The sequence below is a fragment of the Okeania sp. KiyG1 genome (genome assembly GCF_014132355.1).
Classification (GTDB): Bacteria; Cyanobacteriota; Cyanobacteriia; order Cyanobacteriales; family Microcoleaceae; genus Okeania.
In genome coordinates, this window is sequence record NZ_BLZO01000129.1 from 15,100 (window position 1) to 40,702 (window position 25,603).

Annotated in this window: 22 protein-coding genes; 7 read left to right on the plus strand and 15 right to left on the minus strand. The window is 37.6% G+C overall.

Features of this window, described 5'->3' with window-relative positions; all coding sequences use genetic code 11:
* Positions 1–636 precede the first annotated feature (636 nt).
* The 3 genes from SAGCYANO_RS30850 (at position 637) to SAGCYANO_RS30860 (ending at position 3,455) form a co-directional block, all read left to right on the plus strand.
* Positions 637–2,556 (plus strand): hypothetical protein, encoded by a 1,920-nt coding sequence (locus tag SAGCYANO_RS30850; RefSeq protein ID WP_202223560.1) that lies wholly within the window; start codon positions 637–639, stop codon positions 2,554–2,556.
* A complete protein-coding gene (locus SAGCYANO_RS30855; RefSeq protein ID WP_202223561.1) occupies positions 2,553–2,765 on the plus strand; it encodes a hypothetical protein in 213 nt (70 codons plus the stop codon). Before SAGCYANO_RS30850 ends, SAGCYANO_RS30855 begins: the two co-directional genes overlap by 4 nt.
* A gap of 114 nt (positions 2,766–2,879) precedes the next feature.
* Positions 2,880–3,455 carry a hypothetical protein gene (locus SAGCYANO_RS30860; protein WP_202223562.1) on the plus strand — a complete coding sequence of 192 codons (576 nt, stop codon included), beginning with the start codon at positions 2,880–2,882 and terminating at the stop codon, positions 3,453–3,455.
* 186 nt (positions 3,456–3,641) lie between these two features.
* Here the strand turns inward: SAGCYANO_RS30860 and SAGCYANO_RS30865 are convergent, their stop codons facing one another.
* From SAGCYANO_RS30865 to SAGCYANO_RS30890, 6 genes are all read right to left on the minus strand, one after another.
* A complete protein-coding gene (locus SAGCYANO_RS30865) occupies positions 3,642–4,034 on the minus strand; it encodes a hypothetical protein (protein ID WP_202223563.1) in 393 nt (130 codons plus the stop codon).
* Between the two features lie 1,050 nt (positions 4,035–5,084).
* On the minus strand, positions 5,085–6,299 hold the full coding sequence (locus SAGCYANO_RS30870) for a CapA family protein (protein ID WP_202223564.1): 1,215 nt from the start codon (positions 6,297–6,299) through the stop codon (positions 5,085–5,087).
* Between the two features lie 788 nt (positions 6,300–7,087).
* The gene (locus SAGCYANO_RS30875) at positions 7,088–8,278 is read right to left on the minus strand and encodes a glycosyltransferase (protein WP_202223565.1); all 1,191 of its coding nucleotides are present in this window, start codon (positions 8,276–8,278) and stop codon (positions 7,088–7,090) included.
* 922 nt (positions 8,279–9,200) lie between these two features.
* Complete coding sequence (locus SAGCYANO_RS30880) at positions 9,201–9,773, minus strand: fasciclin domain-containing protein (protein WP_202223566.1); 573 nt, start codon at positions 9,771–9,773, stop codon at positions 9,201–9,203.
* A 353-nt stretch (positions 9,774–10,126) separates the two neighbouring features.
* Complete coding sequence (locus tag SAGCYANO_RS30885) at positions 10,127–10,693, minus strand: fasciclin domain-containing protein (RefSeq protein WP_202223567.1); 567 nt, start codon at positions 10,691–10,693, stop codon at positions 10,127–10,129.
* 492 nt (positions 10,694–11,185) lie between these two features.
* Entirely contained in the window at positions 11,186–12,001 is an 816-nt protein-coding gene (locus SAGCYANO_RS30890) for an MBL fold metallo-hydrolase (RefSeq protein WP_202223568.1), read from the minus strand.
* A gap of 640 nt (positions 12,002–12,641) precedes the next feature.
* On the opposite strand from SAGCYANO_RS30890, the gene SAGCYANO_RS30895 reads away from it, so the two are divergent.
* On the plus strand, positions 12,642–13,271 hold the full coding sequence (locus SAGCYANO_RS30895) for a DUF4112 domain-containing protein (RefSeq protein WP_202223569.1): 630 nt from the start codon (positions 12,642–12,644) through the stop codon (positions 13,269–13,271).
* Between the two features lie 78 nt (positions 13,272–13,349).
* On the plus strand, positions 13,350–14,285 hold the full coding sequence (locus tag SAGCYANO_RS30900) for a pentapeptide repeat-containing protein (protein ID WP_202223570.1): 936 nt from the start codon (positions 13,350–13,352) through the stop codon (positions 14,283–14,285).
* A 193-nt stretch (positions 14,286–14,478) separates the two neighbouring features.
* On the opposite strand, the gene SAGCYANO_RS30905 is transcribed toward SAGCYANO_RS30900, so the two are convergent.
* The gene (locus SAGCYANO_RS30905; RefSeq protein ID WP_202223571.1) at positions 14,479–14,724 is read right to left on the minus strand and encodes a DUF4926 domain-containing protein; all 246 of its coding nucleotides are present in this window, start codon (positions 14,722–14,724) and stop codon (positions 14,479–14,481) included.
* Between the two features lie 217 nt (positions 14,725–14,941).
* Between SAGCYANO_RS30905 and SAGCYANO_RS30910 the strand changes: the two genes are divergently transcribed.
* On the plus strand, positions 14,942–15,385 hold the full coding sequence (locus tag SAGCYANO_RS30910; RefSeq protein ID WP_237396871.1) for an aspartyl protease family protein: 444 nt from the start codon (positions 14,942–14,944) through the stop codon (positions 15,383–15,385).
* A 174-nt stretch (positions 15,386–15,559) separates the two neighbouring features.
* The gene (locus SAGCYANO_RS30915; RefSeq protein WP_202223572.1) at positions 15,560–16,063 is read left to right on the plus strand and encodes a heme-binding protein; all 504 of its coding nucleotides are present in this window, start codon (positions 15,560–15,562) and stop codon (positions 16,061–16,063) included.
* Between the two features lie 637 nt (positions 16,064–16,700).
* Here SAGCYANO_RS30915 and SAGCYANO_RS30925 read toward each other — a convergent pair.
* From SAGCYANO_RS30925 to SAGCYANO_RS30960, 8 genes are all read right to left on the minus strand, one after another.
* On the minus strand, positions 16,701–18,281 hold the full coding sequence (locus SAGCYANO_RS30925) for an NAD(P)H-quinone oxidoreductase subunit 4 (RefSeq protein WP_202223574.1): 1,581 nt from the start codon (positions 18,279–18,281) through the stop codon (positions 16,701–16,703).
* A gap of 400 nt (positions 18,282–18,681) precedes the next feature.
* Positions 18,682–20,775, minus strand: coding sequence for an NAD(P)H-quinone oxidoreductase subunit 5 (locus SAGCYANO_RS30930; RefSeq protein ID WP_202223575.1), 2,094 nt, complete (start codon positions 20,773–20,775; stop codon positions 18,682–18,684).
* A 77-nt stretch (positions 20,776–20,852) separates the two neighbouring features.
* Positions 20,853–21,944 carry a transposase gene (locus SAGCYANO_RS30935; protein ID WP_202223576.1) on the minus strand — a complete coding sequence of 364 codons (1,092 nt, stop codon included), beginning with the start codon at positions 21,942–21,944 and terminating at the stop codon, positions 20,853–20,855.
* Between the two features lie 735 nt (positions 21,945–22,679).
* Positions 22,680–22,868, minus strand: a complete 189-nt coding sequence (locus SAGCYANO_RS30940; protein ID WP_237396872.1) for a hypothetical protein — start codon at positions 22,866–22,868, stop codon at positions 22,680–22,682.
* A gap of 86 nt (positions 22,869–22,954) precedes the next feature.
* Positions 22,955–23,464 carry a hypothetical protein gene (locus SAGCYANO_RS30945; protein WP_202223578.1) on the minus strand — a complete coding sequence of 170 codons (510 nt, stop codon included), beginning with the start codon at positions 23,462–23,464 and terminating at the stop codon, positions 22,955–22,957.
* A 175-nt stretch (positions 23,465–23,639) separates the two neighbouring features.
* Positions 23,640–23,855 carry a hypothetical protein gene (locus SAGCYANO_RS30950; RefSeq protein WP_202223579.1) on the minus strand — a complete coding sequence of 72 codons (216 nt, stop codon included), beginning with the start codon at positions 23,853–23,855 and terminating at the stop codon, positions 23,640–23,642.
* A 100-nt stretch (positions 23,856–23,955) separates the two neighbouring features.
* Positions 23,956–24,561, minus strand: a complete 606-nt coding sequence (locus tag SAGCYANO_RS30955) for a hypothetical protein (protein WP_202223580.1) — start codon at positions 24,559–24,561, stop codon at positions 23,956–23,958.
* A gap of 135 nt (positions 24,562–24,696) precedes the next feature.
* Positions 24,697–25,536, minus strand: a complete 840-nt coding sequence (locus SAGCYANO_RS30960) for a hypothetical protein (protein WP_202223581.1) — start codon at positions 25,534–25,536, stop codon at positions 24,697–24,699.
* Between the last annotated feature and the right edge of the window lie 67 nt (positions 25,537–25,603).

A 25,603-nucleotide genomic window follows, 5' to 3' on the forward strand; every position in this document is an offset into this window, starting at 1 on the left:
TCAAATCCGGTGTTCTATCAGGGTCTACAATATTTCACAACTTAAATAAGTTTCCTATATCGTTAGAGGTAAATTCGGTAGAACAAATTTTTGCTACTTATAACTTATATAGTTATAGTTTTAGCTAAAATAAAAATTTATCGTTAATTAGTTGATATTGGTGCATTTTATAGTACTTAATTATGACTATTAGCAGAAGGAAGAAGGAAGAAGGAAGAAGGAAGAAAGAAGAAAGAAGAAGGAAGAAGGAAGAAGGCGATTAATTATCTAGGAAATAAGGAAAAATCTGGCGTTGTCTGAGTCTTAAGCTTTTGATATATCCGTGCCCTTTCCTTCGACTACTATATCAATTTAAATCAACTAAATATCAATCCTCAAATAATTTATTAGTTTTGCTATAAAAGAAAATATATTAATACGAAATTCATTTCTAAGTTGCACAGAATAATATATTAATAATAATTGAATGTAGAGCTAGATAGACAAGTTAATAAATTTCATAATTCTGTGGCACCTCACATAAAATTTGTATAAGACAACGCTACCTACGACCTAACACCTAATTATGTGCAGCCTTATATAAAATTGGTATAAGAGTTTAGCAATAGGAAATTTTGAATTCCAAACTATATAACTATGTTATCCAAAAAATTTCCGAAGTCTCACCGTTCACGTTTACTATTACTGAGCGAACGAATTATGGCATTACTAATTCTTACTAATGTCATGTTAGTAATATTTGATATTACCTATATAAAAATCCGTCATTGGTACTTAAGAATAGATTTATACCTACAAACAATCACTGATACTCCTCAAAAAAAATATCTCCAAAAAGTAGATAAGCTACAAGAAGAGTTAGAAAAAAATGGTTTAGAGTCACCAATAGTAGAAAATTTATTAGACGATTTACGCATTAGTAGCTTTGAAATTTTCATTAATCGTCCTCCATTTAAAGTTATTGATAATTATGGAAGTTTAGCAAAAATTAGGCAAATATTCACTACTCACACCAGAAGAGAAAGTTTTTCACAAGCAGTACAGATGTTTTGGGATAAAAATTACTTAGAAACACAAGGTTGGCAAAGTCAATTAGAATTTTTCAACAGAAAAATTCGTCCTTTAATGTTATTGTATGAGCCGAAATTACAGTATGATTTAATTAAAGGAATAGAGCCATTCCGAGACTCACAAAATTATCTAATCGCAGTTAGTGAACTGAAGATATTACTCGAAAAAAAAGGTATAGAAGCAGAAGAAACAGAACCTTTACTCAAAGAATTACGTAGTCGTAGTACTCAATTAATTGATAAAGATTATGATTTCCAGATAGTTAATCAGATTGTAGTTTTAACTCAAATAAAATACCGGATGAAGCAACATATTTATAGCCAGATTCCAGATAGTAATATGAGTTTAACTCCTACTCTTCAAATTTTACAGTCATTAAACTTGCTCCAATATTTAGCACCAGAAATTTTGTTGGCAGATAAATCATCAAAAATAGCGTTTAATACCTTCTGGAGTCGTCAATATCTAGAAAGATATCAATGGCAACAAGAGTTAGATTTTTTTTCAGAAAATATCCAGTTTTTAATGCACTCTTTTTATTTTCGCGATTTGGGTAAGGATGGGGAATTTGTAGATAGATTTTGGTTAGTAGATTTACCTTGGATGATTATATTTTGGATAGAGTTTATTGGACGGACTTTACTAATTAGTTGTCGTTCTAATTTAAGTTTATGGGGTGTTGTTAAAAAGCGTTGGTATGATGTTTTTTTATTACAACCTTGGCTACCTTCACTGCGAATAATTACTGTATTTATTCGTTTACAGAAAGTTAAATTGCCAGATATGAAACATTTCTACACAAATATCCGATTCCAACTTATTGGTAGTTTTGCTCAGGAAATAATTCAAGTTGTGGTAGGTGGGAGTATAAATCAGCTTCAGAATAATATTAGTCAAGGTTCTCTAAAAAAAGCGATATTTGAATCAAAAAATAAATCAGATAAAGTTGGTGTAGATAAAAATGACTATGGAAACATTCAGGAAATTATTAACAATATACTTGAAGTAACTGCTTGTAGAGTTCTTCCAGAGATTTATCCAGATATTGAAGATTTTTTACGCTATCAGGTTGAAAAGTCTATGCAGCAGTTATCTATATATAGACGTTTACAAAAAATACCTTTTTTACGTCGTTTACCGGATAAAATAGCCAATAATTTAGTGATACAAATATCAAGTACAATTGCTAGAAGTCCACAAAAAGTCTATCAGACAGATATACCTCCAGACCCTGTGAGTATCAAACTTAGAAAACAGTTAGTCAGACAATTTACAACTAAGTTTCTATCAGAATTGCAAGACAAACAAACTTTTGAAGAAATAGAAGTTTTAATGATTAATTGGCTTGAAGAAATTAAAAATAGTTACGTTAAACCATCAAATCAAACTAATTTACAACCTGCACAAACAACTATTCCGAAAATTATACCTACAGAAGTAATTGAGTTAAAAAATGGAGATGGGAGTAATATAGAATCTGGTTGATAAAGTACCTTTTTGGGGAGATGGGGAGATGGGGAGATGGAGACCTACCCCTAACCTCTTCCAGGAGGGGAATTTGGGGAGATTCTTATATTTGCACAATTAAATGTATTTCAAATTATCAGGACTTACGCAAATTTACCTCGAAACCACCATCTGTAGGGGCGAATGGCATTCGCCCTCTATATGTAGAATCTCTGCGTAAGTCCTGACTATACTATTATATATACTAAAAAAACAATTAACTTATAAGCTAAAAAAAGTTCTAAATTAATAGATAATTAATAGACAAAAGCTATGACTAAAATTTAGCTGGAGGTGTAAAAATGGATTTTCTGAGAAAGGTTGAATTAGGGGCGTTGGTTACACTACTAATTGCAATTGTAGGTTTAGCTGCCTATTTTGGTAAAATAGATGCAGAGGTTCAAAACCTTAAAGAGCGAGTCAAAGAGTTAAAACCTGATGAAATACAGAAAGCACAGAAAGAAGCTCTAGAAAATTTTAAGCAAGAAGTTGAAAACATAATTGAGGAAGGTAGAAGGGAAATTACCACTCAAGAAATTGAAAATGTTAGAGCAATTGTTACAAAGTCTGATGCTGATAAAATTTGCTCATCTAAACCTGGCTCAAAAGCTACTTATGTACCATTTTCGTATATTGGTAAGACTGGACAAGAGATTTGTGCTGCCAGTTATGGTGACTTGAAAAGTTGTTCTCAAGTGCCCTTTGTTTGGGTATCAAATAAGAATACGCACGGCAAATATGAAAAGAATGATAAGAAGTGTGGTGACCCTGTGCAAGCTCCGTGGCCGTGGATAAATCAGTATACAGAGCCGAATACTAATACGGTGAGAGACGGAAGACCCTATGCAGATAGTTGGGTTGTATGCTGCTTCAAGTAAAGGCATCATAGCAGAAGTAATACCAATTACCATAAACTTTGCCATATTTGGATTTTCTATTTATAAATATTATTTATTCGAGCAAACGCTTGATATTTGCGAACTTCAGTTATGAAGGAAAGTTATTTTTGCCAGAAATATTTGCGATAGACGGTGCGTTACATTTCATTAACGCACCCTACTGGATTAACCAGTGTAACCAAATACAGAGAGAGTCACAAAAAGGTCATTAAAGTCGGGTTTTGCATCAGAACCACCATCATTAGTGATGAAAGAATATCGGTGCAAAAAGACTTCGCCTTTTTCTATAATAGCGTCTTCACCCACTAATATCTCAGAACCTTCTGTTAGAGTAACTGTGTAATTTCCATCTCCTGCTGATGTGAAGCTACCACCACCGATATAGGTGAATACTCCACCACTTCTGCTGCTACCAGAAGCAGAAAATACTTCATTACCATTAGAGTCAACAATTTTTACTGTTTGATTACCACTTGATTGAGCAAATGCAGCAACTGTTACTAACTTGCCACTTGGGTTAATACTGATTTTCTGCGGACCAGTGGAAGAACTAGGCATAATCACCTCATATAGTGTTTGATATTAAAAAAAAGGATAATATGTTCACCTTTTCTAGTCTACTTAACTTTATTATTTGTAATACAGGTAAATAAATAAACGACTGAGGAGTCAGGAGTCAGGAGTCAGGAGTCAACCCACCCCTAACCCCTCCGGTGGAGGGGAAGAAAGAAGAAGAAAGAATAAAGAGGAGACAGTTTTTTATCACTAATTATCCGGACATGATATTACCGAATAATTAAGTTAAAAATCCTCTCCTTTAAAGGAGAAACAAGAAAATATTTTCTTTTATTCAATCCTCTTCTTTTAGGGAGAGGTAATTATCAATTATCAATTATTGAAGCACCTAAACAAGAAACCGGGTTTATTGCCCTGGTTATTGTTTTTCATTTTCAAATGAGTAAATTTTGCATTATAACGAGGTTTCTGCGTAAGTCCTGATTATGCTATTCTTTACCGAATAATTAAGGTTTAAACCCTCTCCTTTAAACCCACATTTCGCACCACAAAATGTAGCATAAAAACAAAAGTTAAAAGTCAAAAGTCAAAAGTAATAAATAAGAAGTAAGAAGAAAATTTCCTTAAGGGTCAATCCTCTTTTTTTCAAGGAGAGGTCATTTCAGTTATCAGTTATCAGTTAACAGTACCTCTGCAATAAGGAGGCTTGAAATATGGAGTATGCTCTTTTTTCTACCACCCTTAAAAGGGAAGGCGCATACCCACAATTTTCCGGTAATTATTAATTATTAATTATTAATTATTGAACCCCTACTCCCTTTTTTAAGAAATTAATATGACTCTTCATTTGAGTTAAATATTTTTCTAGTCCAGTAGGGTGCGTTAGCGCAGCGTAACTGAGCGAAATATTTGGAAGAGGCGGTGCGTTACATTTCATTAACGCACCCTACTGGACTTATATTAAATCCGGATAATTACTATTACTATAATCTGCGTCATTGCGACGGTCACTGCGTGGAAGGAAGTAATCTTAGGGGTGAAACAAGATTGCTTCCTATCGTGGCAATGACAACTGTTCAACCGGATTCTATATTATTTATTTAACGAATTAATATGACTATTCATTTGAGTTAAATATTTTTCTAGCAACAAATAATCTCTAGACTTAAGTAAAGAATCATTCTTAGCATTAACAACTTCCTCTAATGGTAAAACCCGAAAGTTTAATTTCCCATTTTTTCGATAACGATGTACCCATGTAGGTAAAGCTTCTACACCAGAAATTTCAATAGTTTCTTCTGGAAAACTTTTCTGAATATTAACCTGAAAAATAACTCCCAATTTAGTATATTTTTTCGTTTGATTGGAAATAAAGTTCCCCATAGAATAAATCGCAACTGCTTGACGAGTATCTCCACTTTCTTCAGTGATTTGAAAAATTTTATAGGGTTGAACTACATGAGGATGACTACCTAAAATAATATCTGCTCCTCCATTAACTAAATTTTCCACTAATTGTTTTTGTTGAGTATTAGGTAGGCGCTGATATTCTGCACCAAAATGTAGAGAAACTGTGACAATATCTGCTCCTTTTTCTCTTGCCCTAGTAATATCTTGAATAATTTTTTGTTCGTCAATTAAATTTACTAGATAATCTTTGCCTTGAGGAATTGGGATACCATTAGTGCCATAAGTGTAAGCCAAGAAAGCCATCAAAATTTCATTTTTTTCCACTATTAAAATTTCTTGAGATTCTGCTAAAGATGCTGCCGTACCTACTGGATAAATATCGCGATCGCGTAAATTTTCTAGAGTTTTCAACAGACCTTTTTCTCGTCTATCTAATGAATGATTATTAGCAGTAGTTAAAATATTAAAACCTGCCCATTTAATAGCATCAGCTAATGTTGCGGGAGCATTAAATAAAGGATATCCTGTATATCCAGATTCTGGTCCTGCTAATGTTGTTTCTAGATTACCAATTACCCAATCACCAGCAGATAAAATATCTTTTACTTCTGTGAAAAAACTTTGATAAGAATAAGTTTTAGTTTGAGAATTATAACCAGATTTGATTTGCATACCGTGCATCATAATATCTCCAACCGCTATTAATTTTGCCTCGGTAACGTAGGGAGTTGGTTGAGGCGATCGAGGTGATTCTACAGGTAAAGTTTCTGGTAGTTTTTCTGTTTTAGTTTCGGGGTATATATTACAGCTAGAAATAAATAGTATTCCACTTAGAGAAATAAACCTAATTAACTTCTTATACTCAAAATTTATGAATTTATCGATCCAAATAATCATCTTTAAATTTACTCAAATTATTAGAATTGTATGTAAGCATTTCCTCCGGAATGCTGCGCAAACAACAGTCAGCAGTCAGCTATCAGCTATTAACTTATTATTTTAAAAGTTGTCGCGGGGTCGCACCGCTTTGTCAAAGGGAAATTTTCTGCAAAATTATTTTTATTGTACTTATTATTCATAACATTCTTTTTTCAAATTGGTATCACTAACTCCGAAGCTGCTTTCAATAATTAATAATTAGGGTTTGCTTATGGAAAGTCTTTTTGCTAAGACAGGGAGTAGCGAGTAGTTAAGAGTCAAGAGGAATTAGGAGTTTTAGAAGACATGCAAAGGAAAAATTATCCCTTGCCCAACTCTACCCAATTCTTACCCAAATACTCAATTTTTGAGCATTCTTAGGCGAAAATATGGTACTTTTTTACTACCGAAAAAGCCTAAAACCAATATCAGTCAAGACTTTTATATTTAATCATCAGAGCAATAATTAATAATTAATAATTACCGAATAATTAACTAATTAATAATTAAATAATTCTGGTTTAAATCCTCCCCTTTTAAGGAAAAAAAAATAAATAATATTTCCTTATATTCAATCAAGAGCGGTTTTAACCAGAGGTAATTATCAATTATCCATTAATGAACTCTCCTTCCTTAAGTAAATAACTTTTTTGATAACTATTAGCAAGTTATTGTTAATTATTATTATTTTTACTACTCCCTACTCCCCACTCCCCACTCCCCTACTCCCTCACTCCCCTACTCCCCCACTCCCTACTCCCTACTCCCTACAACATGAAACCCATTGACTCTAAACCTTGCCTAATTCTTTTTGCCTCTAGAGGATTATATTTTTCATGTAAATTAATAGCCTTCCTAAACGCTTCTAAACTTTCTGGTACTTGACCAACTTTCAACAATACAACTCCCAAATTTTGATAAGCTTCTGCATAATTACTATCAAGCTGAATTGCCTTTTGATAAGAAGCGATCGCTTCGGTAAACCAACCCATTTCTTTCAAGACCATTCCTCGGTTATAGTGAGCAACTGCAAAATTAGGGTCTATCTGTAAAGCAATTTCATAGTTAATTTTTGCATCCTGTAAATTTCCTTCTTCTTTCAACAAACTACCCAAATTATTGTATGCTCCCAACTTTAACTTAGGCATAACATTTAACTCTATTGCTATTTTATAATGACTCTTTGCCATTTCTCTATCTTGTTGTTGTCGATAGGCAATAGCTAAGTGATAATGCAGCTCATACAAAATTGTTTTATCTACCTCGGGGTCTTGTAAACCTCGAAATAGCAATTCCATTCCTTTCTGCTTTTCGCCAATTTCTATATACAAAGCACCTAACTTACTACAAACATAAACATCATTAGGATGATTACTAAAATAACTTTCCATCGCTGCTTTTGCTCTTTGCAGCTTATTTTTAGAAGTAATTTCTCCCTTTTGATAACCCTCATGTAAAACCGCTATTTCTGGCAACGAAGCTATTTCCCAATGAGATTCCTTCGCCAACATCTCAGTAATACTATCATCAACTATAGCGTGATAAGGTCGAGAAAATTTTATTTCAGGATGATTTCTAAACAGACGAGAAACCAAAGAATATGGAGACTGTTGCGCCCCTATTTCCTCTCTAATTAAATTAATTAAAATGTAGCGATCGCTCTTAATAGCTTCGTGAATATGTGGAGCTATTTTTGGTGAGAGATATTCATCAGCATCTAATACTAAAACCCAGTCACCCGTAACATATTTCAAAGATTCATTTCTTGCTGCTGCAAAATCATTACACCATTCAAAATAATGTACTTTTGCACCAAACTCTTTAGCTATTTCTGGCGTTCGATCAGTTGAACCCGTATCTAACACCACCATTTCATCTACTACATTTTTCACACTTGCCAAACATCGAGGCAAGTTTTTTTCCTCATTTTTAACAATAATGCAGAAACTCAAATTCATATTTTAGCAATTAGCATTCAGCTATCAGCGATTAGCATTAAAATTATATCATTTTCGTTAGTATAAGTAATGAATAAGGAAAAACACAAAAATCAGAAATAGAATAAAACCAAGGTTTTTAGTTTACTTAGATAAAACGGAAATTCTGTGCAACCAACGGAAATAATTCAAATAATCAGGGTAATTAAAATAATTTAACCAAATTTACCTTTGATTATAAAAGGATATTCAAGCCAATAAATGATATTGTAAGCATTCAGCTATTAGCTGTCAGCTATCAGCAAAAAGATTCTTTCTTATGGGAAAGTGTTTAAATTAATATAGACTTTAAGGGCAAGGGAAGCAACTTTTGTAGTAATACCATTAAATATTGCTTTTATCCTAAACTAAAAGCAATAGCTGATAGCTGATGGCTGACTGCTGAATGCTTACATGATATTTAAACTAAAGATTTATTACTCCTGTCTTCCCCTCCAGCGGAGGGGAGGGGCGAGGGGTGGGTTGACTCCTAAGCGATAACCTAAATATTTGTAGCAAAAATTTATCAAACTGGTATAGCTTCTTTCTTGAATTTATAAAACTTACTAAAAACCCCATTTTTAATTAACTTCTGAATGAGGTATGTTCAAATTTCTATCTTTTGATACTGATAGCTAATAATAGAATGTAATACTAATTAGGGTTTGCTGAAAAAGTCTTTTTGTTAAAGCAGGGAGTAGGGAGTAGGGAGTAGTTAAGAGTTAGGATAAGCGGGGAGTTGTAGAATAAGTGGTTATTCATAATTACCCCTTAACTTTTCTATTATAATTATCCCAAAGTTCTCACTTTTTCCCCTCCATCAACCGAAAAGCTGGTACTTTTTCAGTACCTAAAATCCTTCAAACCTTTATTTAATAGTGCTTTGATATTTATTCAGCAAACCCTAATTATATCTGAGTGGTAGAATCACAGAATCAATAACATGAATTACACCATTAGTTGCAGGTACATCTGGAATAATTACATTAGCGTTATTCACCTTTACACCTGCATTAGAAACTCTAACGTAGATATCATCACCTTCAATAGTTCTTACTTTTCCAGATTCTAAGTCCCCAGACATTACCTCACCAAAAACTACATGATAAGTCAGAACATCAATTAGTGTGTCTTCGTTTTCTGGACGTAATAAATCTTCTACTAATCCTGGTGGTAAAGCTGCAAATGCTTCATCGGTAGGTGCAAATACTGTAAATGGACCTTCTTCTTGAAGCACTTCTACTAAACCAGCAGCTTCTAGTGCCGCAGCTAAAGTATTGAATTTACCTGCTTCTACTGCAGTTGATACAATATCTTGAGCGTAAGCAATTAGTATAGGTTGATTAACTACTTGTTGATTAGCTACTGCGGGTAGACTATAAAAAGCACTAGCAAAGATTAGCGCTAAGGTAGTACAAATTAATCCTAAGATATTGATGGACTTTTTGAAGAAAGTCAGAATATTTTGGGTATTCATGTTTTCCCGATTTCATTAACTACATTATTTACAGTAGTACAGAAACTGGAACTTATCTTAAAAATATTTCAAATCAAATATAGAACTCTGACTTCTGACTTCTGATACCATTTCACTTTAAGGATGTCACAAATAGTTTCAAAGTAATAATATCAAATAATCCGTTGAAACTAGAAACGTCAAAGTTTTCTGCCTATTAAATCTAACTTTTAACTTTTAACTTTTAACTTTTGAATTTTGAATTTTGACTTCCGTGAAACGGTATGACTTCTGACTTCATTAAAAAACCCATTCGTAAACATAGTTAAGAATGGGGTTAATCCATATATTTTTGATAAACGGTATAACGTTAATTACTCAGGAATAATTACTGTGTCAATTACATGAATTACACCATTACTCGCAGGTACATCTGCCTTAACTACATTAGCTTTTCCAACTTTAACACCTGCATCAGAAACTTTAACTTTTACCTTACTACCTTCGACAGTCTTTACCATTCCAGATTCTAGGTCGCCAGACATTACCTTGCCAGGAACTACATGATAAGTCAGAATATCAATTAGTTTGTCTTTGTTTTCTGGTAACAATAACTTTTCTACTTTTCCTTCTGGTAAAGCTGCAAATGCTTCGTCAGTAGGAGCAAATACTGTATAAGGGCCTTCTCCTTGAAGCACTTCTACTAAACCAGCAGCTTTTAGTGCAGCAGCTAAAGTATTGAATTGCCCTGCTTCTGCTGCAGTTGCGACAATATCCTTAGAGTGAGAGTCAGCAATTTGTAGTGGTTGGTTAACTACTGGCTGAGTTAAAGATTTTTGAGAGAAGTTAGCTACTGCGGGTAGACCGAAGAATGCGCCAGCACCAACTAATCCTAAGATAGCGATCGCTTTTTTCATCAGACTTATATTTTGATTATTCATCTAAAAAAGTTCGGTAGTTTGAAAACCTGTCAGCTTTAGCTACAGGAGGAAAAACAACGCGGTGGCTTCAGCCACCAGTCCCCTTTCGGGGTGGGAGAGTAATCCCCCAATAACGCCCATTTCTGGGGTAAAGTTAGCCTCGCCAATGTTATCGGTCGGTACTATCCAGAAAGCACTCGCTTAACCCACTAGGCGTGTTTAACCTTCCGGTTCTAGAGCATGAGACTGGCAACGCATCCCAAGGTAGGAACTTTAACACTTGCCGATAACGTAGACCTTGAAGGTCTTAGGCTGGTCAGGTATTGGCCTGTTTTCTTGGAGCGGTCGCAACAAGAGTGTGCAAGCCCTTGGATTTTAGTCCTGGGGTTCCTGACACCGATCTACTTTTCCTGTTTGTTAAAAAGTGTAAACTTCACTCTATTCATCTTAACAAAATTTTAAGAAGTGTCAAGATAATTTACATATTTATACCCAAATTTTACTTTTCAGTTTTTAATTACTTCCGAGAGAATCCGGAGATACTTGATCGAATCCATAGCTCAAAACTTCTATTACAGAGCCTTCTTGAGGTACATCAGCTCTAGTAATAGAAATTGTATCCTGATTGACAACCCTTACTGGAGTTCCTTCCATCACGCTGAGAAATTCCTCGATAGGAGCAATATCACAAGTAGCTTCATCAGCAGCTTCAGTTTTGTAATGAGTAGGAATCACAATTCTGGGTTTTAGCACTTCCAATGTCTGTTTTGCCTCCAAAGGGGTATATGATTTTGGCCCTCCACCTACAGGAATGAGTAGCAAATCTGGACGACCAATTAAAATACGTTCTTCTATACCAATAGGACTTGCTAGTCCCCCTAAATGCAAAATCTTGATTCCTGCTTGCTGCCATAACCAAGCCACATTAGTCCCGAATCGACGTCCACCTTCTCTATCTTTAGTAGTACGAATTCCTTGAATTTGTCTATTATCAACCTGATAAACTCCAGGCTCATATAACAACATTGGTGGAGGATTACTTGTAAAGCCTTCTACTACTCCCTCATCTAATAATCTACTACTAATTAAAATTAAATCTGTATCTACTGTAGGGTTACGATATCCTGCGGTACAACCTATTGGGCGAAAAGGATTTACTAATACTTTAGTCGCTGCATCTTCAAATAAAAAGCAAGTATGTCCTAACCATTTAATTGTTAAAGATTCTCCTGTTTGTGCTTGAGAATAGTGAAATTTAGATGTTAAACCTGTTCCTATTACAGCTAATAAACTTGCCTGTAGATAACGTATAAATTTTCGCCGTTTCATCTTAATTTATTTGACTATAAGTTTGACGCTATAGCAATATGAAATAATTTGTAAAAAAAACTCTAGGGGTTTGGTTTCCAAATCCCATTTTTGCTTAGGTTTGGAGACCAAACCCTGTTATATCAAATATTACAACATTAGCGCGGATTGCTATATTTTCTCTTTTTAATACTATAGAACCCATTTGGTATCTATAACTTTTTTACCGATAAGGCCAAAGAGAAAACTTATTTGGGATTGCTGATTTAAGGAATAGCTGCTAAAGTTTATGATATTATATTAAGGCAGATATAATTTTGATTGGTGATCCTCAAAATATAATGTCGTTTCTTCAGGGTTAAATCTATCTATTTTTTCTATTTTGGAGCTTGATAAAATGTGCCAGTAATTTAGGCTACAATCACGGGCGCATTATTATCAGTAATCAATATATTTTTTGATTTTTATTTATTGATTTAGCAAAAGTAAGTACTATGGCTAACAATAAATCAGAAAATCGGAATATTCACATGGGTGATAACGGTAACTGCCATGAAAACAATATTCAAGACCAGGGAACCTATACCAAAAATCCATACAAAGCGCAAAACTAGGGAAAGCTTTACGCCAATTAAACTTAAAACTTGTATGAGGTAAATCAATGATCGATTCAAGTAATTTCGATGCTATTCCTGCTGATATAGAAATGTATGAAGCCAGATTGCTTAAATCTCGTAATGATATTGAAAGTTTTAAGAAGCTTTCGGACGGATTATTACTTGGAACAATTGGTGTAGATGCTTTTATCGGAATGATACCTGTTGTGGGTGGAATCTATACTGGATTCGCTGGACTTTGGATGTTGATGCAAGCTAGTCGCGTACATGCTTCCTTCGGCGATATGTTTCTAATAGTATTTCTATCTGTGATTGATATTCTCATTGGTATTTTTGTTGGAGTGGGTGATGTTTTAGATGCGTTCTTCAGAATTCATGCTTGGTTTGGTGGACGACTTATTGAGCATATTGATATGCAGCTTACATTGATTAAAAAGGCAAAAAATCGTGCCATTCAAAGTCAGAATCCTGATTTTACAGCTTTGAGAGATATTCTTTTTCGAGGAGGAAAAACCAAGCAGCAACAAATTATCATTTATATTGTTACTGCTGTTGTACTTTTGAGTGGATTAGCTACGTGTTCTTATATGGATTATCAGCGTCAGTCTTTGCGCCAGAATAAAATACAAGCGTGTCAACAGCGGAATGGCTGGTTTTGTGAGTGGCGATACTAAGACAAATAATTAATAAAATCACTGAGATAATATGGCTAATTCAGATCATTTAGAAATATTGAGACAAGGAGCAATAACATGGAACAGATGGAGAAGAGAAAAAAATATAATATTAAACCTAACCTCAGTCAAGCTAACCTCAGTGAAGCTGACCTCAGTGTTGCTGACTTCAGTGAAGCTAACCTCAGTTATACTGATTTTAGAGGAGCTATCCTCAATTATACTGGTTTTAGAGGAGCTAACCTTTGTTATGCTGACTTCAGTGAAGCTAACCTCCGTTATGCTAAACTCATTAAAGCTAATCTTAGAAGAGCTATCCTCAATGAAGCTGACCTCAGTGAAGCTGACCTCAGTAAAGCTAACCTCAGAAAAGCTAACCTAAATGGAGCTAACCTAAATGGAGCTAACCTCAGTTATACTGACCTCAGTGAAGCTAACCTTAGAGGAGCTAACCTTAGAGGAGCTAACCTTACAGAAGCTAATCTTAGAGGAGCTAACCTTACAGAAGCTGACCTTACAGGAGCTAATCTACATAAATCAAAACTATATCAAACAAATGTTTATAATGCAAAACTCTATAAAACTAACTACAGAGAAGCATTAATCAGTAAAACCAACATTGACGGAGCTTACTTTACAATGCCTGAAAAACAGCCAGAACAACAAAAAAACCAATATTTCTATGCCCCTGTTGGTAACGTTGCCGACAAAACTGAAGGGTCTCAAAACACCACATACAATTACGCACCAGAACAAAAACAATCTCTTGCAGAAGCTGCAACGGAGATTCAAAAACTACTAGACCAGCTTTCTGATACCTATAGTGAAACAGAAGCAGAACAAAAAGTAGCTGAAAATTTAGCTAATAAAGCAAAGCAAGACCCATCGTTTAAGGAAAAACTCAAAAGCTGGAGTCAATCTCTACTCAGTAAGGGTACTGAAGCTGGTATCGCAGAATTTGCTAAGGAAGGAGCTAAACGAGTTATTCCTCTTGCTATGACTTTTCTTGCTTAACTGGGTCATTTCAGTTATCAGTTATTAGCCAGTAGGGTGTGTTAGCGTTTGCGCAGCATTCCGTAGGAAAGCGTAACTGAGCGAAACATTGATTTGGGACAAGCGGTGCGTTACATTTCATTAACGCACCCTACTGGACCGACACACTGTAGGGACCTTCCATGGAACGTCCCTACTTTGATATTTACGTCATTCAAAATGTTAGATTGGAACAGTCTATATGCAGCAATATTAGTTTTTCAAGTTCGAGGGATATCAATGCGTAAGTTTGCCCATTTTTATTAGCAAATTCTACTTCAAAAGCTTTTCCTTGATCGTAAATTTCTACCACAGTTCCTACTTGACCTCTAGGTAATATTATTTCTTTATCGGTCATAAATTGTGTAATTTTTATGTTCTCTGTTAAAGCTACAGTATCATGTAATTTTATTTCATTCAATTGTGACAGTAAAATATAGATGCTTAACGGAATTGAAAAATCTTCACTGTTTATTTCTTATACCTACCACCTACCACCTAACACCTTGAATCGCCAATGTAGCAATATTTTTTGAAAATGGTATTAGAGATTTGCCAGAGGAACTCAACAGACTATTCGCTAATTAGTTTATGTAGTATCTAATCTAGCTTAAAATAGAATAAAATGGAGAAAATTTATGCAGCTCGTAAACAAAAATTCAATGGGTAAAATAACTACAAGTCTAGTCATCACTAACCGTATAGACCAAGCGAATGCTTCTCAAGGTTTGATTTCTGCTGAAGAAGTACGTTCTATTGCTCTTAAAGATGTTCTGGTAGATACGGGAGCTACTACTCTCTGTTTACCACCAGAGGCGATCGCTCAATTAGGGTTAGAAATTCTTAAAGAAGTAGATGTAATAACTGCTACTGGTCTAAGTAAGGCACGCATTTTTCAAGATGCCAAAATTTCTCTACTTGGACGGGAGGGGACTTTTGAATGTTTAGAACTTCCTGGGGGTAGAGACGCTTTATTAGGAGTATTACCGTTGGAAGCTTTAGGTATTGAACTCGATCTGCAAAATCAACAGTTAAAAGTCTTGCCTACTAGCTCTAATCAGACTTATCTAACAATTCTATAAAAGCAAGAAAAATATGAACACTGATATTATAATATTATGATGAGGCTCACTTTTGGTTACTTGAGGATGAGTACGAACCTTTACAAAGAAGATTGAAAGCATCGGATTTATGTTATAAAGGACACTGGACTAACTATCAAAATATCCTCTGAAATCAATCATACAAAAAAAATTATGTCTGCATCTTTACCCCAAGGTTTTCCTCAACCTACTGAAGTAAACGTCATCGAAGTTAAAGAATATCCCCAATACCGCGCCGTCACCTACACCCATACAGGTGATTCCCGGATGGCAACCAGAGTCGCTTTCAACCCACTATATCAACATATCAGCACTAATCAAATTGCCATGACAACACCTGTAGAAGCACGTTATGTCAGAGAAGGCGAACAAACAGAGGTATCTTTTCTCTATTCCACCCCAGATATGACTCCCCAAAAAATTGATTCCCAGGTGATGGTGAGAGATACTTCGCCAATGACAGTTGTGAGTATTGGAGTACAGGGTGCTTACAGTTGGGAGAGCTACGAACAAAATTTGCAAAAATTGAAACATTGGTTGGTGCAGCACCCAGAATATGAAGTTGTGAGTCCTCCGAGACGGTTGTTGTATAATTCGCCGATGACACCGGAAGATTTGAAACGGAGTGAGGTGCAAATTGCGGTAGAGAGGAGCTGAAGAGAGCATTGACTTAATCAAAGAATAACGATATAATACGTTACACTCGCATACTATTAGACAGAATGTGTTCACACATATTTATAGAGCAGTAAAGCAAAAAATTGACAAACTGTAAAACTTCCGGGATTTTATGCTCTGGTAATTTCTCAATTCTTCTTTGCAATTCTTCTTTGACATTTTCAATAGACTTCATTAATTTTATCTCCAACTGTAGGGACGTTGAATGCAACGTCTCTACAGGTTAACAAAAAAATTAATCAAAAATTTCTAGTCTAGTAGGGTGTGTTTTGCTGTCGCATAACTCCGTTAACGCTACGCGACATGTTTGCGGAGCATTCCGTCAGGAAAAAGCGTTTGCGCAGCATTCCGCACCGAAAGCGTAATATCATGTCCGGTTAAACAGTGATAAATAAATAACTACGGAGGAGTCAGGAGTCAGGAGTCAGGAGTCAGGAGGAAAGAGGGAAGAAAGAAGAACAACAGGAAAAGAAGGAGAAAGTTTTTTTATCACTAATTATCCGGACATGATATAACGCACCAACCAAAATATTTGAGATAGAAATATTTGGCACAGATGGTGCGTTACATTTCATTAACGCACCCTACTGAACAACAGGTGGCCAATATGGTCGCACTACCTTATTGCAGGCGCACGCATCAATAACTCAGACTCACTATTCAACGCCACTTCCCCAGATTCAATCAACGTTGGTACAGCATCTCGCAACCGCGCTGTCAACTGTACTGTTGTCGCATCATAAATCTGAGTCACAATCTTGGGATACAAACCAATACCAATAATTGGCACCAACAAACAACCGATAATAAACACTTCGCGGGGTTCAGCATCCGTGAGAACTTCGTTTTCTATTAACTCCTTATTCTCAGGACCGTATAAAATCTCCCGCAACATTGACAACAGATAAATTGGAGTCAAAATCACTCCCACTGCAGCCAAGAATATTACCAACACCTTGAAAGTAGGATTATAAGCATCACTGGTGGCAAAACCAATAAACACCATCACTTCAGCTACAAACCCACTCATTCCCGGTAACGCTAAAGAAGCCATCGAACAAGTCGTCCACATCGCGAACACCTTCTTCATCTTCTTACCGACACCACCCATTTCATCCAATATTAAAGTATGGGTACGGTCATAAGTAGCTCCCACTAAAAAGAACAAACTCGCCCCGATCAAACCGTGGGAAATCATTTGTAGCACAGCTCCACTCAGACCTATCTCGGTAAACGAAGCTATACCAATCAACACAAAACCCATGTGAGAAATTGAGGAATAAGCAATTTTCCGCTTCAAATTTCGTTGAGCAAAAGAAGTCAAAGCAGCATAGACAATATTGACAACCCCCAAAATTACCAATATAGGAGCAAACACTGCGTGAGCATCAGGTAACATTCCTGCATTCATCCGCAACAGAGCGTAACCACCCATTTTCAACAGAATTCCTGCCAGCAACATATGAGCAGGTGCAGTTGCTTCCCCGTGAGCATCAGGCAACCAGGTATGTAATGGGAAAATTGGCAACTTCACAGCATAGGCAATCAAAAACGCTCCATATAACAATAGTTGCAAATTCAGAGCGTAATCTTTCGCAGCAACTGCCCTCATATCAAAAGTAACAGTATCGCCATAAAACGCCATTGCTAACGCTGCTATCAAAATAAACAGCGAACCACCTGCGGTATAAAGAATAAACTTAGTTGCTGCATACAACCGTTTTTTGCCTCCCCAGATGGAGAGAATTAGGTAAACTGGTACTAATTCTAATTCCCAAACTAGGAAAAATAGCAACATATCCTGCACAGCAAACACAGCTATCTGACCGCCGTACATGACCAACATCAAGAAATAAAACAGCTTTGGCTTAAAAGTTACAGGCCACGCTGCCATAATTGCCAGAGTGGTGATAAAACCAGTCAGGATAATTAATGGCATGGATAAACCATCAGCTCCCACTGACCAATTTAAGTCTAATTGTGGCACCCAAGCATAACTTTCTACCAACTGGAGGTCTGGGTTATTGGTGTCATATCCAGTACAGAAGGCAGAAATGATAATAGCAAAATCAATTAATCCAATAATTAAGGCGTACCACCGTACCGTTTTGCCATCTTTATCCGGAATAATCGGAATTAGCAACGATGCAACTATTGGAAATAGGATGATTGTAGTCAACCAAGGAAAATTAGTCATAAGTATTTAATTCTCAGTTGGAAAATTTTGTAATGTTATGAGTAGGAGGAAAACTTAAGTTTGAGTTCTTTTGTTTCCATTCCTGGTGAATTTAGTTTGACAGTTTGTGAGCATCAGTTATCAGTCAGAAGTTATATAAAATTTCAATCCCCCTAAATCCCCCTTTGAAAGGGGGGTTGCACATTAAAGAATGATAATAGATTTTAAACTGTACATATATTGAGGAAATAATTATCCAAAAATATCTACTTTCGGGTTTCATTATTCCTAATTGTGCAACGCCTTGAAAGGACTTTTTTTCTCCCCCCTTTCAAAGGGGGGTTGGGGGGGGGATTACCGACACCATTAAATCCCACTAGGAAAACCTCTGATAACTGATAACTGATAACTGATAACTGAATTAAACGCCAGAAAAGACTACTAAACCCAACACTGCTACAAATACAATGAGGGCATAAAACTGAGCGCGACCATTTTCTAAATATTTCAAACCTTCCCCAGTCAGAAGTGTAATAAAACCTGTTAAATTAACAGCTCCATCAACCACTTTGTAGTCTACTTCCAACACTTGACGTGCTAAACGACGACTACCTTTAACAAATAGAAAGTCATTCAGGTCATCTAGATACCACTTGTTGAGAGAGAAATTGTAAAGAGGTTTGATTTTTTCAGCGATCGCGCCAGGGTCAATTTTACGACTCAAGTACATTAGTGAAGCAAAAGTAATGCCAATTAAAGCAATACCAACAGAGTTACCTGCCATAATCAAAAATTCAGTCAGGTCAAACTCCGCTAGTTCCTCTAGCACCTCTGCCAAAGATTCTCCTGGTCCATAGATAAATTGCTCAAAATAATTAGCAAAAGGCGTTCCTAACAAACCAATAATCATTGAAGGAATCGCTAAAACCATCAATGGTAAAGTCATGCTAATAGGAGACTCATGGGGAGAGTCACTATGATGACCGTGGTCGTGGTCGTGGTCATGGTCATCATGGCCGTGTTCTAATTCTTTCGGGTCCATTGCGCCAGGTCCGAAAGCGATCGCTGGGGTCATCTCGACCTTGTCACCTGTAGAGGTTGCAGCCATTAATTGCTGTTTAATCTGCTCATCGTTACCCCGAAACTCTCCCTCAAAAGTAGAGAAATACATCCGGAACATATAAAAAGCAGTCATTCCAGCAGTTGCCCAACCGATTAACCACAAAGCGGGGTTTGCTCCAAAAGCACTACCAAGAATTTCATCCTTCGACCAAAAACCAGCAAAAGGAGGGATACCGCAAATTGCCAGAGTACCAATTAAAAAGCAAGCAGAGGTAACAGGCATATATTTGCGCAGTCCACCCATTAACCGCATATCTTGTGCCAAAACTGGGTTGTGACCGACAACAGCTTCCATACCATGAATAACTGAACCGGAACACAAAAACAACATGGCTTTGAAATAAGCGTGGGTCATTAGGTGAAATAGTCCGGCGCTATAAGCTCCCACACCCATTGCCATGACCATATATCCCAATTGGGAAATAGTGGAATAGGCAAGACCTTTTTTAATGTCATTTTGAGTAATGGCGATCGTTGCTCCTAGAAAAGCCGTGAAAGCTCCTGTCCAAGCAATAATATTCATTACTACTGGCAGATGTTCAAATACTGGATACATCCGCGCAACGAGGAAAACCCCAGCAGCTACCATTGTCGCAGCATGGATTAGAGCAGAAATTGGTGTAGGGCCTTCCATCGCATCTGGTAGCCAGACGTGCAATGGGAATTGAGCCGACTTGGCCGCAGGTCCTAAAAAGACTAAAACACCAAACAGGGTAGCTAAACCAGCACTCAGAGCGCCTGTTTCTACCAGTTGTTCTAGGCGAACGCCCATTACCTCAAATTCAAAGCTACCAGTCGCCCAGTAAATTCCGAGCATCCCCAATAGCAGACCAAAGTCACCGACGCGGTTGGTAACGAAAGCTTTTTGACAGGCATCTGCTGCTGCTTTCCGGTCGTACCAGAAACCAATTAGTAGGTAGGAAGATACACCCACCAGTTCCCAAAAGATATAGACCTGGACCAGGTTTGGAGATACCACTAGACCCAACATTGAGGAGCTAAACAAGCTCAAGTAGGCATAAAAGCGTACATAACCAGGGTCGTGAGCCATGTAACCATCTGTGTAGACCATTACCAAAAAGGCCACTGTAGTCACAATGACTAACATTAGGGCCGTCAGATGGTCAATGGTATAGCCCATACTGAGTTTAAAGTCACCTGCTGCTGCCCACTCAAACATTTGAGTATAGGTTTCATGGCCATTAATTTGACTCCAGAGGATGGCAAAGGAGAGAACCATTGCAGTTCCTAACAGGGAGACAATGAATATTGCAGATCCCCGTCGCAAATTACTTGTGGCTTGACTATAGGATATTAGTCCCAGGCCGACTACCATTGCTCCAAGTAGGGGCAATAGTGGAATCAGCCAGGCATATTGATAAAGTGCTTCCATAGTTTATGGTTACTTTATAATTTTTAATTAAGTAGACAAAACTAATAAGCATTACTTTACAGCTTAAAAACGGAAAACTAATCAACACAACTTTTTTTTAACAACGGAAATAATCTCCGCAGAGCAAAAGCTATAGTCCGGGAGTGGACTAAGTTGGTAAATTTTCCCGTTTGTCCTTTGTTTTGTCCATCGGATTCGCTATTTAATTTAGCATAATGTTCATCGAACTTGGCCTGAATCTCTAGGCCAACCTGGGAAATTAATCTTTTCTTCCCAATGGATGTCCTACTCCAGTTATAGAGTTCTGACTTTGCGATCGCAGAACCCGAACTACTAAAACTTTCTATTTGGCCACTCGACCTTTCTTCTTGGCCAAAACCCAAGCGACGTTTAAATGCTCCTTCTGATTCAAACCGACTCAGGGGGTAGCATCGGACTAGCAGCATAGCCCGTGCCATTAACCCAAACCCGAATAAATCAAATACTTCGTTATATTTTTTATACTCTGGGCGATCGTAAACTAAAGACGATAGATTGCTCCGGAGTAACGCTACTTGAATGTGGTTATCACAGATTTGGTTGGCTAGATAGCGGGTGTGTGGGGTAATGGTTTTTCCATATTTTGGACCAACAGAGGAATTGTAAAGGCGATTGTATTTATTCTTTCCCTTGTCTGTGTAACGCTCTCTTTGTGCGACCCAAGCAAATAACGGGGACAAGCCGTCAACTCCGGGTTCAGAACTTAAAAAAGCAGCTTCTGGGAATGAAGTTACTAATTTAGCACGACATCTATTTATAGTGGCTGTGTTATTGGCTTTTAAGCCTTTAATGTCTAAGTATATTTCATTAATTTCCGCAATAACTCCTGGCTCGAATCGGAGAAAAGCAGTTTCCTTCTCCCAATTTTTCAGAGCGTAAGTTGCTAGAGCCAGTGCGTCGGCCTGGTCGTTTTTATCGGGGAGGCGTTCTGATTTTCGTAAATATTTAACTTCAGGATGACCGACCCACTGTACTGATACATTGTGGGTTTCAGCAATAGTCGCCCATAACTCTGAATAATTCTTACCCGTCGGTTCCAGAGCGAGACAATCAGCACCCTCGATAAATTCTACAAATTTTTCTACACTGGCAGCATTTAAGTAAAAAGTTAGAGAGTCGGAGCGTTTCAATCTTTTGTACTTTTTAAAATGCGCGCGCAAATCCGTTGACAGCTCTGAAAGCTCCCAACAAACCAGGGAGTTTTTGCAAACGTCCCCTCCAATTATTCTGTTTATCATGGCGATTTTACGGTTTAATAAAAAATTCCAAAATTCACAATTCGCCTGAAAGCTGTCAAATGACAACTCAAATTACTTTCAAAACTTTGGAACCAACAACCTAGAAAGCTTGCTCATAATGCTTAAAAAGCTAAACAGCTCATATTACTTTCAAAGCAAATACTTTCTAGGATATTGCGGGCGAACCCGCGACTACCGACAACAGTTGTCGGTAGTTTCTGCACTCACCCGCGAGTGCGTCATCAGGCGTTTAATCGCGTATTTAGTCTACAGCTATCTTCTTTAAAAGTGAAGTCAAACCCGTGGCTTAAAGCGTGGCATCTACTCCGCACTACCATGTGGTCGCACATCACCTCCTCAGCCAGTTCGTCAAAAGTTATATATTTTTTTCCGTCCAGGAAGTCTAAAAGTCTGATGCAATTCTTGATAGTGGGAGTGAACAAAGAGAAAAGCAAATCCCTCTCTTTAATCTGGAGTTTATAGTATTGCGCGATACCGACGCAATTTTCTTGTATGAACACGAATACAGCATTTTTCATCTTGATACTTTCCTTTGGTTGGATGCTCGGCAATAGGCGATGAAACCTATTATTGAAGCTGTTCGCTTTTAGTAGCTACCAGCAAGAACTAAAGAGGCTCGTCCCCTCTGACAGTGGGGTATTTCATCACAATAGCCTTTACCTTAGAATCAGATGTCATTTTGGCATCCATTTCGGCCGCCACCTCTTCAAATGCTTCGGGGGGCATTGCCTTGATTTTTTCTGTAGCCACAGTCAACAGGTCTCGAATTATCACATTTTTATCGATATTAGACATTTTTGACAACGATTCCACGGCTAAACCGAGCATATAGCCATTTAAGGCGAGTTCTTTTTTCTTCCCAAGAGGTAAATCTGATAACATTAGAATGGCTCCACTGTGTCGTAGACTGCTGCATCAAACACAGCCTTCATCATAGAGGATGCCAACTCATCGTTCTCCCCTTGTTTTTGTTGCTCTTGGTCGTTGATCGCTCCCTTGATGTCATCCCAGAACTCGTCGCTAATATTATGCCTGTCGGAGATTTCTAGAATGGCTTCGTAGTCTCCTATCAGTTTTTTCAGTTCAGCCAGGCGAGGAAAGTTCTTTTTCATCTTTTCTTTTAAGATGGCTATCTCGTATTGATAAACGTCGCTCAACGTCCTCAACTCTAGGATTTTGTCATATTTGTCAGGATAGTTAAGCACCTTCAAACATTTTTCGAGTTCAACTTTATCACTGCCAGAAGCTAACTTGGCTGCTTCTAACTTGAGTTCGTTTGCTGTTTTGTGCCAAGAGTCGTCTGCTGGCACCTCCTGTTCAAGCTCTATCCTGATACTTGCGTACGGAACAGAGCTAGGGAAGGAGCCTCCCACTCTAACTTTTCTCTTCATGTTCCTCTTTTATGAATTTGACTGTTTTAGGTGTACAGCAGTGATAGCACCTGCTATTCTAGGGTATCTGGTAGCGAGTATTGCTATCAGTTTATTGACAAGAGCTGTTGCTCCCAACTTAGTTTTTGTCATTGAAGCAATTCCGCGTAGCAGCACTTCAATTGCCAAGAAAATTTCAAGGGGTGTCAACGTTATTGTCATCGGAGGTTGACCCGCCAGGAATGTCACCACCTTTCGATAGTTGTTCATGTGCATACTTCTCCACCATCTCCATGATTGAGTTTGCGAGGTTATTTTTAAATTCTTGTGAGTATTGTTGATGCCTGGATATAGCTAGTTTGAGAAACGCTGAAGTAGCATCTTCATCTGACTGCTTTTTGATATACGCCATTGTCTCAGGGTTTTGTACCCTAAGAGTCGAAACAACTATCTTAAAAGCGAACATCAATGTGACAATACTTTTATGTTCTAACCTTGTGTCTTCTGTCATTTTATTTAGGTGGTGAACGACTACCTCCGCTTATGCTCGGAGTTCGGCTTCCCATACTCAGGGCACAACCATACTCCAGTCTAAATGGTGGTGGCAATGAATAAGTAGGCAGTCGTTCAACTTCGACCATATTGCTAGCCCACGACTGCGGTGACGCAAGAGGTACTGCTACAATCATGGATTCATCATGCTCTACTGGCTGTGGACCAAATGCATACTCCCTAACAGAAGCGACAAGAGCTAAATAAAGGTGTTTATGTGGCAGCGATCGTGATTTTGTCCGTCTGCCATCGCCAGGAAGTGTATTATCTTCCTGCGGTGGTGTCAAAGGTTCTGTTTGCGGTATATTTTCTTCTTCCGGTGGCGGTGGAGGACAGTTCGGTGGAGCTACTATCACTGGAGGCGCAGGAGGAACAAAATCAATAATATTGTTTAGTTCCGCTTGTTCAACAATAGCTTTAACTATTGGCAAGTTTTGATAGCAGCAATATTTTTTGTAGGCAGCTACCCAAGTTGCCCGGCATCGCAAGTCGCCAAACTCAGTTCTAACCTGCTCTGGCCAAACGCCTACACTGACTAGCTCTCGCTTCATCTCAATTAACTTCACTTCCTTGATTCCCTCCTTGTTTTTCCTGGATAAGTGTTCCCGTAGTCGTCATACCGATGTCTAGCCCTCACCTCCTTCTGCTGGCGCTTGTAAACTCTCTCCTTTTCATGCTTGAATTTATAAGGAAGATTCTTCTTAGTAAGGGATGGGGTCGTCCAATAGTTCGTCGAACTGATTAGGCGGCAATATCTCTCTGCTGCTTGGGCACCCGCGCTCCCCATTATCAGTTTGTACTGTCGATATTGTTCCGGTGTCATCTTCTGTGTTATGTTGGTCTTGTCCTTGATTCTCAGCGGGGGCCTCATCCTCTGGAGTTGGTTCTTCTTCTTGAGGCTCCGATTCTTCTTCTCTGGATAGTTGCTCCAAGTACTCTTGAACCGATAATCCTAATCTATCCGCTTTTTTCTTAAGTGCTTGCCAAACCTCAAATGGTAACTTTACTTGCTTGGTTTTCTTGATGGAGTCTGGGTCTAGTACCGCCTCAATGTAATGTGCGGTCATTTGCTCCCCCTCTGTAGCAGCCATATCTATACATTTTTGCCAATCCGCCGTGATATCCCCATCAATTCCTTCCTTCTCGGACTTGGCACGCAAGGCTGAAGCTTGAGCTACACAGTTGGGTAACTTCTGAAATCCTTCACAGAGTAAGTGCCAACCTGTCATGGCTGCTTCCATTAGCTGTTTGCATCGCCAAACCTTTTTGCCTATTTCTTTGAGGCAGTAGTCTTGAAAAGTTCTGTACCCCAAGCAACGATAGAGTTTATAGATTTGGAATGCTCTCAAAATCATTCCCTCTTTAATATATGCATGGCCTGCTAGTTTGGCTTCAAAATGCAGTGTTTCAATAGCCTGCTTACCTTCTCTCCAGACTTCGTGTTCAAACAACTGGCAGAAGGTGTTAAGACAATCACCCGCCCAATCTGGTAAAGGCATCTCGTCTTGGTTTGGTGGGTATGTAAAATTAGAATCAACCATGATGTTAGCGTTAAATAGTTTGCCTTTTAGGTAGGGGTTCGCTTTTAACTACCCCCAAAAGTTCTAT

What these genes read in the sequence shown, in the direction of transcription:
- SAGCYANO_RS30850 (WP_202223560.1), top strand. Translation starts at nt 637, where the DNA reads ATGTTATCCAAAAAATTTCCGAAGTCTCACCGTTCACGTTTACTATTA.
- SAGCYANO_RS30860 (WP_202223562.1), top strand. Translation starts at nt 2,880, where the DNA reads ATGGATTTTCTGAGAAAGGTTGAATTAGGGGCGTTGGTTACACTACTA.
- SAGCYANO_RS30865 (WP_202223563.1), bottom strand. Translation starts at nt 4,034, where the DNA reads ATGCCTAGTTCTTCCACTGGTCCGCAGAAAATCAGTATTAACCCAAGT.
- SAGCYANO_RS30870 (WP_202223564.1), bottom strand. Translation starts at nt 6,299, where the DNA reads ATGATTATTTGGATCGATAAATTCATAAATTTTGAGTATAAGAAGTTA.
- SAGCYANO_RS30875 (WP_202223565.1), bottom strand. Translation starts at nt 8,278, where the DNA reads ATGAATTTGAGTTTCTGCATTATTGTTAAAAATGAGGAAAAAAACTTG.
- SAGCYANO_RS30880 (WP_202223566.1), bottom strand. Translation starts at nt 9,773, where the DNA reads ATGAATACCCAAAATATTCTGACTTTCTTCAAAAAGTCCATCAATATC.
- SAGCYANO_RS30885 (WP_202223567.1), bottom strand. Translation starts at nt 10,693, where the DNA reads ATGAATAATCAAAATATAAGTCTGATGAAAAAAGCGATCGCTATCTTA.
- SAGCYANO_RS30890 (WP_202223568.1), bottom strand. Translation starts at nt 12,001, where the DNA reads ATGAAACGGCGAAAATTTATACGTTATCTACAGGCAAGTTTATTAGCT.
- SAGCYANO_RS30895 (WP_202223569.1), top strand. Translation starts at nt 12,642, where the DNA reads ATGATCGATTCAAGTAATTTCGATGCTATTCCTGCTGATATAGAAATG.
- SAGCYANO_RS30900 (WP_202223570.1), top strand. Translation starts at nt 13,350, where the DNA reads ATGGAACAGATGGAGAAGAGAAAAAAATATAATATTAAACCTAACCTC.
- SAGCYANO_RS30910 (WP_237396871.1), top strand. Translation starts at nt 14,942, where the DNA reads ATGCAGCTCGTAAACAAAAATTCAATGGGTAAAATAACTACAAGTCTA.
- SAGCYANO_RS30915 (WP_202223572.1), top strand. Translation starts at nt 15,560, where the DNA reads ATGTCTGCATCTTTACCCCAAGGTTTTCCTCAACCTACTGAAGTAAAC.
- SAGCYANO_RS30925 (WP_202223574.1), bottom strand. Translation starts at nt 18,281, where the DNA reads ATGACTAATTTTCCTTGGTTGACTACAATCATCCTATTTCCAATAGTT.
- SAGCYANO_RS30930 (WP_202223575.1), bottom strand. Translation starts at nt 20,775, where the DNA reads ATGGAAGCACTTTATCAATATGCCTGGCTGATTCCACTATTGCCCCTA.
- SAGCYANO_RS30940 (WP_237396872.1), bottom strand. Translation starts at nt 22,868, where the DNA reads ATGTCTAATATCGATAAAAATGTGATAATTCGAGACCTGTTGACTGTG.
- SAGCYANO_RS30945 (WP_202223578.1), bottom strand. Translation starts at nt 23,464, where the DNA reads ATGAAGAGAAAAGTTAGAGTGGGAGGCTCCTTCCCTAGCTCTGTTCCG.
- SAGCYANO_RS30950 (WP_202223579.1), bottom strand. Translation starts at nt 23,855, where the DNA reads ATGGCGTATATCAAAAAGCAGTCAGATGAAGATGCTACTTCAGCGTTT.
- SAGCYANO_RS30960 (WP_202223581.1), bottom strand. Translation starts at nt 25,536, where the DNA reads ATGGTTGATTCTAATTTTACATACCCACCAAACCAAGACGAGATGCCT.